At 44.0% G+C, this 14,035-nt stretch carries 12 protein-coding genes; 4 read left to right on the plus strand and 8 right to left on the minus strand.

All coding sequences use genetic code 11. The features are described from left to right. Nucleotides 1-394: 394 nt before the first annotated feature. The 4 genes from JFC06_RS10105 (at nucleotide 395) to JFC06_RS10120 (ending at nucleotide 5,686) form a co-directional block, all read left to right on the plus strand. Complete coding sequence (locus tag JFC06_RS10105; RefSeq protein ID WP_193006604.1) at nucleotides 395-784, plus strand: DUF2237 family protein; 390 nt, start codon at nucleotides 395-397, stop codon at nucleotides 782-784. A 70-nt stretch (nucleotides 785-854) separates the two neighbouring features. Next, nucleotides 855-2,069, plus strand: coding sequence for a magnesium/cobalt transporter CorA (gene corA, locus JFC06_RS10110; RefSeq protein WP_198334954.1), 1,215 nt, complete (start codon nucleotides 855-857; stop codon nucleotides 2,067-2,069). A gap of 278 nt (nucleotides 2,070-2,347) precedes the next feature. After that, on the plus strand, nucleotides 2,348-4,045 hold the full coding sequence (locus tag JFC06_RS10115) for an RCC1 domain-containing protein (protein ID WP_198334955.1): 1,698 nt from the start codon (nucleotides 2,348-2,350) through the stop codon (nucleotides 4,043-4,045). Between the two features lie 162 nt (nucleotides 4,046-4,207). Beyond that, the gene (locus tag JFC06_RS10120) at nucleotides 4,208-5,686 is read left to right on the plus strand and encodes a di-heme oxidoredictase family protein (RefSeq protein ID WP_198334956.1); all 1,479 of its coding nucleotides are present in this window, start codon (nucleotides 4,208-4,210) and stop codon (nucleotides 5,684-5,686) included. 83 nt (nucleotides 5,687-5,769) lie between these two features. Here the strand turns inward: JFC06_RS10120 and JFC06_RS10125 are convergent, their stop codons facing one another. From JFC06_RS10125 to JFC06_RS10160, 8 genes are all read right to left on the minus strand, one after another. Beyond that, entirely contained in the window at nucleotides 5,770-6,291 is a 522-nt protein-coding gene (locus JFC06_RS10125) for a phosphate-starvation-inducible protein PsiE (RefSeq protein ID WP_198334957.1), read from the minus strand. Between the two features lie 101 nt (nucleotides 6,292-6,392). Further along, nucleotides 6,393-7,271 (minus strand): bifunctional methylenetetrahydrofolate dehydrogenase/methenyltetrahydrofolate cyclohydrolase FolD, encoded by an 879-nt coding sequence (gene folD, locus JFC06_RS10130; protein ID WP_198334958.1) that lies wholly within the window; start codon nucleotides 7,269-7,271, stop codon nucleotides 6,393-6,395. Between the two features lie 373 nt (nucleotides 7,272-7,644). Further along, entirely contained in the window at nucleotides 7,645-9,093 is a 1,449-nt protein-coding gene (locus JFC06_RS10135) for a capsule assembly Wzi family protein (protein WP_198334959.1), read from the minus strand. A 103-nt stretch (nucleotides 9,094-9,196) separates the two neighbouring features. Further along, nucleotides 9,197-10,408: a DegT/DnrJ/EryC1/StrS family aminotransferase gene (locus JFC06_RS10140; RefSeq protein ID WP_198334960.1), complete on the minus strand. Its 1,212-nt coding sequence runs from the start codon at nucleotides 10,406-10,408 to the stop codon at nucleotides 9,197-9,199. A gap of 50 nt (nucleotides 10,409-10,458) precedes the next feature. Next, a complete protein-coding gene (locus JFC06_RS10145) occupies nucleotides 10,459-11,115 on the minus strand; it encodes a NeuD/PglB/VioB family sugar acetyltransferase (RefSeq protein WP_198334961.1) in 657 nt (218 codons plus the stop codon). Then, nucleotides 11,108-11,731: a sugar transferase gene (locus JFC06_RS10150; protein WP_198334962.1), complete on the minus strand. Its 624-nt coding sequence runs from the start codon at nucleotides 11,729-11,731 to the stop codon at nucleotides 11,108-11,110. The genes JFC06_RS10145 and JFC06_RS10150 overlap by 8 nt, the downstream gene beginning before the upstream one ends. Next, a complete protein-coding gene (locus JFC06_RS10155; RefSeq protein WP_198334963.1) occupies nucleotides 11,732-12,856 on the minus strand; it encodes a glycosyltransferase family 4 protein in 1,125 nt (374 codons plus the stop codon). It lies immediately after the preceding gene. Then, nucleotides 12,853-13,941: an LTA synthase family protein gene (locus JFC06_RS10160; RefSeq protein WP_198334964.1), complete on the minus strand. Its 1,089-nt coding sequence runs from the start codon at nucleotides 13,939-13,941 to the stop codon at nucleotides 12,853-12,855. Before JFC06_RS10160 ends, JFC06_RS10155 begins: the two co-directional genes overlap by 4 nt. Between the last annotated feature and the right edge of the window lie 94 nt (nucleotides 13,942-14,035).

A 14,035-nucleotide genomic window follows, 5' to 3' on the forward strand; every position in this document is an offset into this window, starting at 1 on the left:
AGGTTATATTTACAATTGCATTGACGTCGGCATTTTTTATTTTTAACGCGCAACATCATTGACCCAATTATTGATAAACAAACTAGGTAACCGCAAAAGCGTGAGTAATAAGTATAATTTAGAATGATAAGACGAGTATCTTTATGCGCTAACAAACTGCGATAAGCTAATAGACCTTAATAAATCACCAAGGCACTTTATGCTTTAGTTTAGCATAGCCGTTTAGGTTCGCCTAGTGACAATTGGCCACAATCACTATCTAATTACGCTTCTTAATTATTCTGTATCGGCGCTAAAGCGAGACAAGTTGTAAAGAAAATGGTGAGTGCGGTAGAACCACGCCTGCAACACAAACTCATGGTACACTAACATATATTTTTATCTCGGACGCCTTATGTCAACTGACTACCATCCAAACCCGGCCATCAACCAAACCAATGTTTTAGGGACGGCGCTTGCAAGCTGCTGCTTTGATCCGCTTACCGGCTACTATCGCAACGGCTTTTGTCATACGGGCAATCACGATGTCGGCCAGCATACCGTCTGTGCCAAGATGACCAGCGAGTTTTTGAACTTTTCGGCCAGTCGCGGCAATGACCTTATCACGCCCCTGCCTGAGTATGGCTTTGAAGGTCTCAAACCGGGTGACTACTGGTGCATCTGCGCCCTACGCTGGGTCGAAGCACTCGACTTTGATATTGCACCGCCAATAAAACTCGAAGCCTGTCATGAAAGTTTATTAAGCTTGGTCGATATTGACACGTTAAAAAGCTACGCGCTTTAAAGTACGTGCTTTAAAAAAATACTATGATTTTTAATTATTATAGGTCTTTTACTTTCAGAAGGGAGGGTGTATGGAAGACAATCACGATCAGTTGATTAAAAAAACAGCACGGATTGCACCCAACTCTAACGTCAATCATATTTACGCCAATATGAGTGACAAACATCTGTATCTAGACAATGATGACAGCTATATCTATGGTGATGCGGATGCGACCACTGAGGACACCATTGAGACCATGACGGTCTACGATCCAGACTCTGAACGTTATGAAGATATCGATTTGTCCAGTGTGGACGAGGTGGTCAACTGCTACGCCTACTCGCGCAAAACGGGTGAAAAGCTCGATCAAGTGGCCCTCAATGACGTCAGTCGCGCTTTGAGTAATAATGGCCAGTTTATCTGGTTGGGTCTGTACGATCCAAGCTTAGAGACCATGGTCAAAGTCAAAGAAGCCTTTGATTTGCATGAATTGGCGATTGAGGATGCTTTTGCCGACCATCAGCGCGCCAAAGTAGAAAACTACGACAACGATATGGTGTTTGTGGTGCTGCGTACCGCCAGGCTTGAGGATAACATTATTCGCTATGGCACCACGGCGATATTTATGGGCAAAAACTACCTGATTACTATCCGTAATGGTCCCTCAAACTCCTACGCACCCGTCCGTGAGCACTGCCATCGTCGTCCTGAAAAGCTACGTATGGGACCTATCTTTGTCCTACACGCCATTCTCGATTTTATCGTCGATAACTATATGCCGATCACCGATCGCTTAGGTCGTTATTTACGTGAGCAAGAGCGCTATGTGTTTACCTATGAGTTTAATAAAGAAACGTTAAAAAATCTTTATGAGCTTAAATCACAACTGGTACACATGCGCGCCATTATCTTGCCGGTGCAAGACATCTGTAGCTTCTTTATCAATCATAAAAAAAGCGAGCTGGTCTCTGGTTTTTCGCAAGCAGCGAAGCCCTACTTTCGCGATGTGAATGACCACCTTTTGCATTCTCTCGATGCGATCAACGGTCTTAACGAAATGCTGAGCGTGGTAATGAACACCTATATGGCCATGGTAAATACTGGCCAGAACGAAGTGGTGCGTAAGCTTGCCGCTTGGGCAGGTATCCTAGCTGTTCCAACCGCCATCGCTGGTATCTATGGCATGAACTTTGATTTCATGCCTGAGCTGCATTGGAAGTACTCGTATTTTGTCATCATGGTGGTTATTGGGTCATTGTGTGGCTATCTTTACTATAATTTTAAAAGGTTAAAATGGTTATAGCGATTTTTTCTTCGTAGAGGTTTGTCTATTCAGCAAAATAGCATCGGCGTCGATGCTATTTTTTTAATTCATTATTGATAATAATTCTTATTTGTAATATTATTCGCATCTAATATTACTAAATTCTTGCCCTTACTCCTAATAAACCCATTCCAAAAGTTACGATTGGCGCTATTAACACTGCTAAGCCTACGAAATTACGAAATGTAGGACGTGCATCCCTCTTTCACGCTGCTCTAATTTTTGCCATGGTACTACTTGTTCCTATTGAGGTTTTTATGCGCTTATCCCATCTCACTCAAGCCGTAGCACTCATAACCGCAACCTTGCTGCTTACGGCTTGCGTTGATGAGTCCGACACCACTATCATTGATGGAACACCGCCATTATTAACGACCGATAGCAACTTTACTGATGGCTATAGCGCTGTTGCTGCGGTGTTTGTCTCAGGGCAAGTACAAGACAGCAGCGGTATCAAGTCTTTAACTTACACGCTCAATGAAACACCAGCACAAGCGCTGTCAGTTGACACAGAAGGGTATTTTAGCGATCGCATTTTATTAGCCTTGGGTAGCAATACCATCACGTTAGAAGCCACAGACAACGCTGGTAACATCATGCGCTCAACCAAAACCATCTATTTGGGTGATACCATCGCGGCAAGCGGCTCTCATACGGGTGCGCTGCGCGATGGCGAACTCTATGGCTGGGGGCGTAACAACTACGGGCAAACGGGTCTTGGGTTAACTACCAACCTGTCAGACGTCATGGGCCATCCTAATACACCAATGCTGATGAACAATGCGCCAGACAACTTGCTTTCTATCAGCTTTAATCAAAACCACTCACTTGCTATCGCTAACAATGGTCAAGTTTATAGCTGGGGTGAAGACAAATATGGCCAATTAGGCCGCGGCGATACAGGTCGTAATAACTGCAGCAGTGTGGCTGACTGCCGCCTTGATATCAGTACCATTGCAGGTATTGAAAACGCAGTGATGGTAGCGCCTGGCTACAAGCATAACTTGGTACTAACCGAAGACGGCAGCGTTTGGGCATTTGGTGCCAACGAGCAAGGACAGCTGGGTAATGACACGACTGCCAATCCTAGCACGACTGCCAACAGCAGCGTACCAGTCAAGGTTGACTTCTCGGCAGCAGAGGGTGTCGGCCACATTGTGCAAGTCGTCGCCAGCGCTAATAGCTCCTATGCCTTAGATGATAAAGGCCAGGTCTGGGGTTGGGGCAGCGATGCTTATGCCAATCTTGGAAAAGGCAAAGCTTGCACCACTGCTAATAACTGCATCAACATCAACCCCGCGCCGGTTCTTATTAATGTCATTAATGAGGATCCAGTTAATTCGACCCAAACTACTGACTCTACACTCGCTATAGATGTAGAGAAAGTCACGCAATTAGCAGCTGGTAGGGATCATGTATTGGCGTTAACCAATAAAGAATCTGTTTATGGTTGGGGCCTCAATGCCAGTAGCCAACTAGGGTATTATGGTGAATTATTCAAAAATACCGAAGGTGCGTGGGCCAGTATCGTGACCACACCGACCAAACTGCCATGGTTCATGGATAAGGACGTGCGTCGCGTCTATGCCAATGGTAATGCCAGCTATGCGTTGTTAGACAACGTCGCGGTCGGCACTGACACCACTACCGATGGCATCCTCTATGCTTGGGGCGCGTTTGGTGAAACAAACAGTAAGGGTACGACGGAGTATGACAATCTAGATGAGCCTACCAATAAGCTGCCCAATTTAAAGAATATCGATAACATGGCAATGGGCGCCATGCACTTAATTGCTCATGAAAAACTGCTTAACCAAGACGGCTCTACCAGCACCGGATATGGTCAGCTATTTACTTGGGGCTGGAGCTTTGAAGGCTCGTTGGGTAACGCGGACACCACTCACGTCTGGATGTACAACACCCCTATGCCAGTGATGCTACCAAACCAGCTATAACTGACAGCGGCTTCATTGTACCAATGAACACTGCGTGCTCATAAAAACTGAATAAGTTGAGAATTTAACAAGGGTTGCATCATTTTGCAGCCCTTGTTGCCTAACATGTGTCCCTACTCGTTTTTAGTTTACTATTTAACCCTATTATCCTTAGGTAACACCATGCCCTTACGCGCCAAACCCTCCACCATTTTATCCGTACCACCATTAAGCGTATCATTATTAAACATTGTGCGTAGTACCCTACTCGGTTTGAGTATAACAGTGCTACTTAGCGGCTGTGGAGGGTCAGACGGCTCAGATGATAGTACTTCCAGCACACCCAGCCTTCCTAGCGACCCCAACCCACCAACCACACCTGACAATCCAGAAGTCGATACTGACTGGCAACCAGCAGGTGGCAACGCCACGATCTCCGCTGATGTATCACGCCCATTTCTACAAATCATGCCAAACCTACCAAGCAGTGCGCTAGGCGGCGTATCGCCCGGGCGTGAGTTATTTATCACGCAGTGGACGCCTGCCAATGAAGGTCGCGCCCTCTTCGATGGTGTGGGTCCGCTTTTTAATGCCAATGCCTGCACCCAATGCCATAGCGCTGAAGGACGCAAGCCTATTTATGCGGCTGATGGTGCATTGAGCGATGCCATTTTATTCAGACTCGGCGACCAACAAGGGTTGACGCACCCTTACTACGGCGAACAAATGCAGCATCAAAGTATTGATCCCAGTATTGCCACTGAAGGCAGTGTACGCTACGCTGTGACTGCCGCTCATGGTGAGACGCCTGCTGGTGTACAGTTTAGCTTTACCCCCACTGACCCGAATCAGCCTTTAGGAAATATGGCCATTAGCGGTCGTATCTCGCCGCAGTTGGTCGGTATGGGCTTGCTTGATCTGATTCCTGAGACTAACATCATCGCTGCTGCTGACCCTGACGATAGCGACAAAGACGGAATCAGTGGCCGGGTACACTGGGTGGATGAAGGCAGGCAACAACACGTTGGACGCTTTGGCTGGAAAGCCATTAACGCAAGTCTACGCACCCAAAATGCCAATGCCATGTCACAAGATATGGGCTTGACCACCTCGGTATTTATGGATCCCAACTGTACGGTGAACCAACCGATTTGTTGGACTGCGGCAAACGGCGGCTCTCCAGAAGTCTCAGACAGTAGCTTGGATGCGGTGAGCGACTTTATGACGGCATTGGCCGTTCCTGAGCGGCGCACGGGTGACTTGGCGACCTTTAATAAAGGGGCGAGCCTTTTTGCGCAAGTCGGCTGTGCAGGCTGTCACACGCCCAAGCAGAAGACAGGCGATAGCAGTCGCTTTCCACTACTATCACAGCAGACCATTTATCCTTATACCGACTTGCTACTTCATGATATGGGTGCAGGCTTGGATGATGGAGTAAAAGAAAAGAACGCAGAGAGCTATGAATGGCGCACACCGCCATTGTGGGGTATTGGGATTGTGGCGCGTGACCCAGAAGCCCGTTTTTTGCATGATGGTCGTGCCAATAGTTTGACTGAGGCCATACTCTGGCATGGCGGTGAGGCAGAAGCAGTAAAGACACGCTTTAAGCAACTGTCTGCCACGCAAAAACAAACATTATTGACATTTTTAAACGGTATTTAAGAGGTAACACTTAACGCTCAGTAAATACAAAAGAGAGCTACCGTCGGTAGCCCTCTTTTTTGTACATGATACTTGTACTTAATTTATCGTTCTCGGCGATGTTTCGTAGTGCTATCGGGTGCCTGAGCATCATCAGGCAAAAGGGATTTGACCGTTAGGTTGGCATGATGCTGGTCGAGATTGTCTTCTGGACGACCAAACGTTCTTGCCGTCCATGTCAGTACAACGATCGCAGCGCTTAACAACATAATAGCCACCGAAATCGTCGCCAGTAGCCATAAGTGAAAGTAGTCTGAGACAGCCTGCACATCGACGACCAAATGTCGCGATAACGCTGTAATGGCAATAAATATCAAAAACTGTACGGGCAGACGGTGGGTCTTAAAGTAAATACCTATCATCGCCAGTAGCTCAAGATAAATAAACAGCATCAAAATATCTTTTAAATCCGCTGAGCCTTTTTGGAGGATATATATAAACTCTTTACCCGCCGTCCAAACCACCACCACACTGATTAAAAACAAGATCACGTAATGACAGATATCGACAAACTCTCTACCAACACCTTGTAATCGCTCATGAATACCGACGTTTTTTTTAGCCATGCTTTTAGCTCCTATCAACTGGGATGTGGTTGACTGAGCCTGAGTCTGTGCTGCTCAGACCCTCTTATCCATTGGCGATTAGCACTCGTATGAGTCGTGGCTTAGCTGACAGCCAAACCAGCTGATTTTTCAGCCGCATCGACCGTTTGGCGAATGAGCGTGTTAATGGTCATCGGACCGACACCACCGGGTACTGGTGTATAAGCACTGGCGATGCTTTCCACGCCCTGCATTTCGATATCACCAACGCCGCCATTATCGGTTGGGTGGAAACCTGCATCAATCACAACAGCGCCTTTCTTAATCCATTCTGCTTTAATCAACTCAGGCACCCCTACTGCCCCAACCACGATATCTGCGCGCTGAATATGAGCGGCCAAGTCCTGAGTTTTGGAATGGCAAATGGTGACGGTACAGTTGGCGTTCAATAGCATCATCGCCATTGGTTTACCCAAGATAGCACTACGCCCTACCACCACGGCCTCCAAGCCTGCCAGCTCTATATCGTAATGCGCTAATAGATGCATGATGCCTTGCGGTGTGCATGAACCATAAGCGGATTGCTGCATCGCCATACGGCCAAAACCAAGACACGTCACCCCATCGACGTCTTTTGCCAAATCGATTTGCTCAAAGCAGGCACGCTCATCAATATGGGCAGGTACAGGATGCTGTAGCAAAATACCATGCACATCAGGGTTATTGTTTAGCTCATCTATCTTTGCCATCAACTGCTCGGTAGTTGTCGCAGCTGGCATCTCGACGCGTATAGAGTCCATACCAACACGCTTACAAGCATTACCTTTCATCCGCACATACGTCGCTGACGCTGGATCATCACCGACCAATATCGTCGCAAGGCTTGGTGTACGTCCAGTTTTATCCTTGATGGCATCCACGCGGGTGCGCAGTTGCTGTTCTATTTGTTTGGCAAGGGCTTTGCCGTCCAAAATGGTGGCGGATGGTTGGGCAATAGACATAGTAACTCCAATAGAGGAAGCGTTAAAAAAGTAAAGACAATGCCCGCAATGATCTTGCACGCCTGTCTTTTGCTTGGGTAGTATTGAATGAACTGAAGGTGTTTTTGCCTTTGGTATTGTACCTGTCTGCGCTATAGAATCCTAGCGTGTATTGAGGGTCAACCAAAAATTCACGCATCGAGAATTAAACTTTAAGATAAATAAAAGGAATTCACTGATTAATTATTAAGAGAAGGTTTTAGCTAAAAATGTACATGAGCAGGAATGTCAACAAGTGTATAGCTTTAGAAGGTTTAAATAAAAAACGGCCTATTAGATTTAATAGACCGTTTTATGACTTTTAAGAGCTTTAGATAGTTAAGTGAACGGCAATCTAGTAGGTTTGTAATTCTAAGCCGACTGCGGCACCAATATCACTGGATTGGCTATCAGAATCTACCGCCCACAGTCTGGTTGTAACCAGCGCTTGTGGTTGTAGCTGATGCTCCCATGCCACATCGATACCGGTTAGTTTATCGGTAGTAGGAAATGCTTGATTAATAGCTTCATCTGCTTGATTGACTTTTGCATATTGCACTTTAGCATTGATAAAATTACGATTATCAAGCCATAGTCGACCACCAAGCGCGATGCTCTCCGCATCACCGCCTAGCGCATACCCCAATGGATAGCCTTGCTGATAATACCCATCTGTATAAGTACCATGGTCATAAGAGACACCCCGAACGTCCTCACTAGTGCGTGTATCTGTGTACTCCGCATAAAGCTGATAAGGCTTACCGTAAGCACTAGAAGCATAGTCTGCGCCCGCTAGATACATATTTTTGGCAGGTAGTCCCCCTGCTTCATCCTCACCGACATACTGAGCATAAACGCCAGCAGGTACATTCACCAATGGTGCTAAATTTAAGCGCGCATCGAACCCACCAAGTTGATTAGCAGGATCTCCTTCATCATTACCACCATTATCTTTGGTACCTAACAGAGCATCACCAAAAGAGCTAAGACTTTCTGGTCGGCCCTCTCCGCCCCACATAAAGCTACGAGATGCCCCAACCTCTAACCATGGCCAAGGACTCGCAGTAAGGCGCGCACCAAATAGTTTAGCATCTGGAATGGCTTCATAATCTTCTAGCTGACCCGCGAACAGCTGATACTGCCAAGGCCCTACCCACGATAAATACTGATTAGTCGGAGCGGTTTGCGTATCACGCTGCATGGTAAAACCTGCCACCGGTAAGCTCGCATCACCTCGAATGAGACTACCATCATGACCTGGCCCCCACCATGCTGGTACTTTACCCGCTATTAACCATTGATTGGCTGCTGTACCGGCGATATATGATCCTTCAAAACTGACATCACTATCATCATCGATAAGCTCATCGTTCTTTAGGTTGGCTTGTAAATTAAACTCCCAATTCGCTTCACTCAGCGATACGCCTACTGTTGCCTGCTGACCAGCAAGCTGATCATCTGCAAACGTTTGTGGGAGCGAATCTCGATCAGTCTGAACGTATAATCCTGCAAAGCCTTTAACCAATGAATCACGATCTTGATTGAGCCTGGCCTGTACCGACTGTAGTATCTGCTGCTGTGCTGGCGTCTGGGCATTAGCCGTATTTAAAGCGCGTTTGATCTCGTTAGCCGTCAGTGGCCAAGTGCTGGTGCTAATGTGCACCACCCCTTGAGTATCCAGCCAATCCAAATCTGCCTTTAGCTTCAAATCATTCATATACAGGTTTTGTGCGGAGGCCCACATCGACATCATCCCAAGGCCTACTAACAAACTGAATTGCTTATATTTTGGTTGCTTATACATGGTTACCACCTTTTTATAAATGGGACTTATCTATGCCAGATAAGCAATTAAGTAATAAATACACTTTTAAAGCATACATATCAACGCACACGTTATAAGCAAATTAGGCTTGACTGGCCTTATCAATATTTGCCAACACACTATTCAACGCCTTAACGGTTTGTGCAATCTCTGCTTGTGTCAGCGTGGGATGCACGAGAAACATCAAGCTGGTCTCGCCAAGCTGCTTGGCGACTGGCAATCTGCTTTTTGGACGCAAACCCGTATCATCAAACGCTTTTTCCAGGTATACCTCAGAGGCTGATCCAGAAAAACAAGGCACGCCTTGCTCATTAATCTCTTGAATAATACGATCTCGCGACCAATCTTCAGGTAGGCTCTCTGACCGCACATAGACGTAGAGCTTATAATAGGCGTGGGTCGCATCTGCAAACTGAAGCGACTCTTCTAATCTTGGCACAGAAAGGTAGCCTTTTGCTTCCCACTTAGCACACGCATCTAATATAGCGTGAGCATTGGCGGTACGAGCCGCTGTCCAATCGCTCATACGCTCAAGTTGAATACGACCGATGACCGCTTGCATTTCGGTCATACGCCAGTTGGTACCAAAGCTTTCGTGCAGCCAACGATAGCCTGGTGGATGTTCCGTCTCATATACGGCAGCATAACTCTTGCCGTGGTCTTTATACGCCCACATCTTACGCCATAACTGCTCGTTATTGGTGGTAACCATTCCGCCCTCACCGCCTGTGGTCATAATTTTATCTTGGCAAAAGCTCCATGCACCGATATGCCCAATACTACCAACGCTGCGACCTTTATAACGCGCACCATGTGCTTGAGCGCAGTCCTCAATGACATAGAGACTATGCTGCTCTGCTAACGCCATGATGCCATCCATATCACAAGGCCAACCTGCTAAATGCACACAGACGATACCCTTGGTTTTATCCGTCAAGACCGCAGCGATTGACTCAGGCGTAATGTTACCTGTAGCCGCATCAACATCAGCAAAAACAGGCGTTGCTCCAGTATTGACCACCGATGAGATACTAGCGATAAAGGTACGCGGCGTCACAACCACTTCATCGCCTGCGCCAATATCTAGTGCTTGTAAGGCTACATCTAAAGCAAGCGTACCATTACCCATAGCAACCGCGTAACGACTGTCTGCCCAATGAGCAAACTCTCTTTCAAACTCACGGCCTTCTTGTCCTGTCCAATAGTTGACTTTATTGGACAATAATACTTGGCTGACGGCATCAGCCTCGATTTGAGTAAAGCTTGGCCACGGTGAAAATGGTGTGTTTAGCATACGTGCCTCAATAGTGATAAATGATTGCTAACTGATAAATAATTAGATATTTACGCTTTATGTAGTGGGCGAGCAGGGTTACCCACCACCACTGCTCCTGCAGGTACATCTTTAGTCACGACTGCGCCCATACCCACAATTGCCCCTTTACCAATAATCAAAGGTTTATCAGGGGTGCCTTGCTTGATAATGGCTCCTGCACCAATATAAGCATGGTCATGGATGTGAATATTACCATTACAACTAACGCGCGGGGCAAAGGTGACATAGTCGCCAATCACACAATCGTGTTCGACATAGCTGTATAAATTAGCATGAAAGCATTTACCGATAGTGACATTGGCCGCAATAGTAACAAATGGACTAAGTGCAGCACCAACACCGACAGTGACTCCGTCCATAATTAAGGTATTTGCTCCCTGTACTGTCCACAGTGAGACATCATCTTGAACCAACTTATCTGCTATTTTTTGACGAATACTACTATTAGCAATGGCTATAAGAACCCATTTACTATCATTATCTAGATTTTTAAATCTATCATAATTCATACCAACATAACCATTGATATGAGTATCTGAATCTAATGCATCGTCAATAAATACGATTTGGCTACCATTATTTGATCGCCGCAAATACTCACTAGCCACTGGCATCAAGCTACGACCACAGCCTGAGGCACCATAGACGGCAAAAATATCACTCATAGCTATTTTCTAAAGCTGGCTTGTTTTGAGAGCCTGTAAACTTACTCATTGTCGCTTCGCCGTCAGCACTAATACCATCTTTGATAACCACTTTTTTTACTGTTTTAAGCAATATCTTGACATCTAGCCACAATGATTGATTATCCACATACCACGTATCTAACTCAAACTTTTGATCCCAACCGATGGCATTACGCCCATTCACTTGCGCATAACCGGTAATACCTGGTCGCACATTATGACGACGAGCTTGCTCCTCATTATACAGTGACAGATATTCCATCAATAACGGACGGGGGCCCACAAGGCTCATATCACCCTTTACCACATTCCACAGTTCAGGTAATTCATCAAGACTGCTATTGCGTAATGCTTGTCCAAAGGGGGTTAGGCGTTCGCTGTCAGGTAGGAGGTTGCCCTCTTTATCAGTGGCATCTTTCATGGTACGAAACTTAATCATCTCAAACGGCTTCCCGTGAAGGCCAGGACGCGTCTGACGAAATAGTACTGGTGAGCCAAGATTTTTATTTACCTTATATGCAGTAATAGCATATATAGGTGATAACACTACTAGAGCAGTTGTTGCAGCAGTGATGTCAAACAGTCGTTTTATCATTTATAAGCCCAACATATTTATGAGTCGTTTATTCACTACATGAGCATCAAATTTATCTTGCGCTATTCTATAGCTTTCATGCCCCATTATTGCAATCTGTTCAGGATTTTCTATGAAATAAATCATCTTATCCGCTAGCGCTTCAGGGTTCCATTTTTCTACTAGAAATCCATTGACTCCATCTATGACAGTCTCTCGGCAGCCCGGTACATCAGTGGTAATAACTGGTCGCCCTATTGCCATCGCTTCTTGAGTACTACGAGGTACGCCTTCTCGATATGAAGGTAAGACAAATACATGACTGTTTGCAATCCAATCTTGTACATTGGTAACTTGACCGGGATAGTTGATAATATTTAAAGAGGTAAGCCTATCTAGTTCTGATTGCTGTAGAGCACCGGGGTTGGAGGAGTCCATCGCTCCCAGTACGGTAAATTGAACATCAGGGTAACTTTTCTTTACTATTTTCGCTGCCGCTATAAAGTCGTGTATGCCTTTTTCTTTTAGCATTCTACCAATAAACAAGAACTTAATAGGCGACTCAATAGATTTTATCTCCTGAAAACCATAATCATCTAAATCTAGACCTATACCACCCAATACCTCTACCTTTTTTACTTTTATATTGTAAAACGCTAATAAGTCGTTTAAATCATCTGGATTTAGAAAAATAATTTTATCTAGTTGTGGCAACGCTATCTTATAAAGAAAAACTTGAATTTTTTTAATCACCTTGGCTTTTTTACTCAGTCCTTCTGGTTGATTGGTAAACGCATAACCAAGCCCTTCTAACATGCCAATTACTCGCGGCACTTTAGCCAGCTTTGCTGCCAAAGTTCCAAAAATAACTGGTTTAGAAAAATAGGAAAAAACCAAATCTGGTGCTATCTCTTTAATCTTTTTAGATAGTGCATAAGTTGCTTTAGCATCAGCTAATGGGTTCATCCCTCCACGACTTAACTCATAAGTTACTGGTATGGCACCTAGTGACTCTATTTTCTTGAGATCATCCACACTATATTCAGAAGTAAAAGCATAGACAGTATGCTGTCGTAAAGATTTAATTAGTTCGGCACGGAAGCCATAAAAACTAGAAGCAACAGTACCAATAATAGCTATTTTCATCTATTCTCAACCTGTATATTTTTTGAAGATAAGATTTTCAGCCTTAGAATATAGAAAAAACTAATATAGACTGCAAAGTAGTTATATAGCCTCAAACGTATAGCTGTACCTAAGTTATCATTACCAATCAGCCAAACACTAGCATATAGCACAAAGAATATAATTAGAAACCTCACAAAGCTATCCGCTAATTTAATGTTCTTAATGACATAGATTAACATAAAGAAAAACGGTATGGTCTCAACTACTAGCAAAACAATAGCTAATGGATTGGTGACATATAAGCCAAATAATTGCCCTAACGTACTAAGTATAAAATTAGGTATAAACATAATAGGGTTGGAAAAATCCAAACCTAGAGTTGAACCATTAGCACCCTCTTCGAATCCAGCACGATATTCAGTAAGAAGCTCTAAAAAACCTGCATAATTTATAATAAATAAAGCTAAAAAATATAAGAAACCAAAAAAGACCAATCTTTTTTTAGTAAATTTAATACCCCATAGGAAAAGAGACAATAAAAAAGCATAACCTAGATAAGGACGTAGACCGAGTAAGAATATACCTATTACAATAGAAACACTTAAATAAAAAATAAAAAATAAAAAATTAGAGCTATGTAAACACTTTTTAACTGTCAAACAACCAATTAAAAAACTGAATACCATAAAAACATCACGATAGATATCAAATGTAAAGAAGTATAAGGTTGGATAGACTAGACATAACAAAATTATATAAAAATAAAGCTTTTGATTTCGTTTAAGACTAACTCCTGCAAGCTTAGCAGTCATGGCTGGAATAAATACTAAATTTAGCGAGAATAAAAAAAATGCAACAATCTCACGCGAGTATAACCCAAAATCATTAAGACGCCTCAATATTACTGGCCAAATGTTTACCGCAACATTGAAAAAACCTATAACATAAGCGTGATAGTAATTAGCGTCACTAGCCCCACTAAGTGGGCTATTTAAAAAATTACTCTTTATTAAAATATATAAAATAATTTTAATAAAAAACACACTAATTAGCGATATGAATAAAAAGGAGTTAGGAATTCTTTCAAAAATTTTACTATTCATGATATAAAATAGTCCATTTCTCTAGTAGCCATAATTATACAGATACAAGCCGATAGTAGAAATATGAATAAAGTGATCATTAACTAATAGAAGT

The organism is Psychrobacter namhaensis (genome assembly GCF_016107545.1).
In the GTDB taxonomy this organism is placed as follows: domain Bacteria; phylum Pseudomonadota; class Gammaproteobacteria; order Pseudomonadales; family Moraxellaceae; genus Psychrobacter; species Psychrobacter namhaensis.

Coding starts and splice junctions, on each gene's coding strand:
- JFC06_RS10105 (WP_193006604.1), top strand. CDS start 395: ATGTCAACTGACTACCATCCAAACCCGGCCATCAACCAAACCAATGTT.
- corA (WP_198334954.1), top strand. CDS start 855: ATGGAAGACAATCACGATCAGTTGATTAAAAAAACAGCACGGATTGCA.
- JFC06_RS10115 (WP_198334955.1), top strand. CDS start 2,348: ATGCGCTTATCCCATCTCACTCAAGCCGTAGCACTCATAACCGCAACC.
- JFC06_RS10120 (WP_198334956.1), top strand. CDS start 4,208: ATGCCCTTACGCGCCAAACCCTCCACCATTTTATCCGTACCACCATTA.
- JFC06_RS10125 (WP_198334957.1), bottom strand. CDS start 6,291: ATGGCTAAAAAAAACGTCGGTATTCATGAGCGATTACAAGGTGTTGGT.
- folD (WP_198334958.1), bottom strand. CDS start 7,271: ATGTCTATTGCCCAACCATCCGCCACCATTTTGGACGGCAAAGCCCTT.
- JFC06_RS10135 (WP_198334959.1), bottom strand. CDS start 9,093: ATGTATAAGCAACCAAAATATAAGCAATTCAGTTTGTTAGTAGGCCTT.
- JFC06_RS10140 (WP_198334960.1), bottom strand. CDS start 10,408: ATGCTAAACACACCATTTTCACCGTGGCCAAGCTTTACTCAAATCGAG.
- JFC06_RS10145 (WP_198334961.1), bottom strand. CDS start 11,115: ATGAGTGATATTTTTGCCGTCTATGGTGCCTCAGGCTGTGGTCGTAGC.
- JFC06_RS10150 (WP_198334962.1), bottom strand. CDS start 11,731: ATGATAAAACGACTGTTTGACATCACTGCTGCAACAACTGCTCTAGTA.
- JFC06_RS10155 (WP_198334963.1), bottom strand. CDS start 12,856: ATGAAAATAGCTATTATTGGTACTGTTGCTTCTAGTTTTTATGGCTTC.
- JFC06_RS10160 (WP_198334964.1), bottom strand. CDS start 13,941: ATGAATAGTAAAATTTTTGAAAGAATTCCTAACTCCTTTTTATTCATA.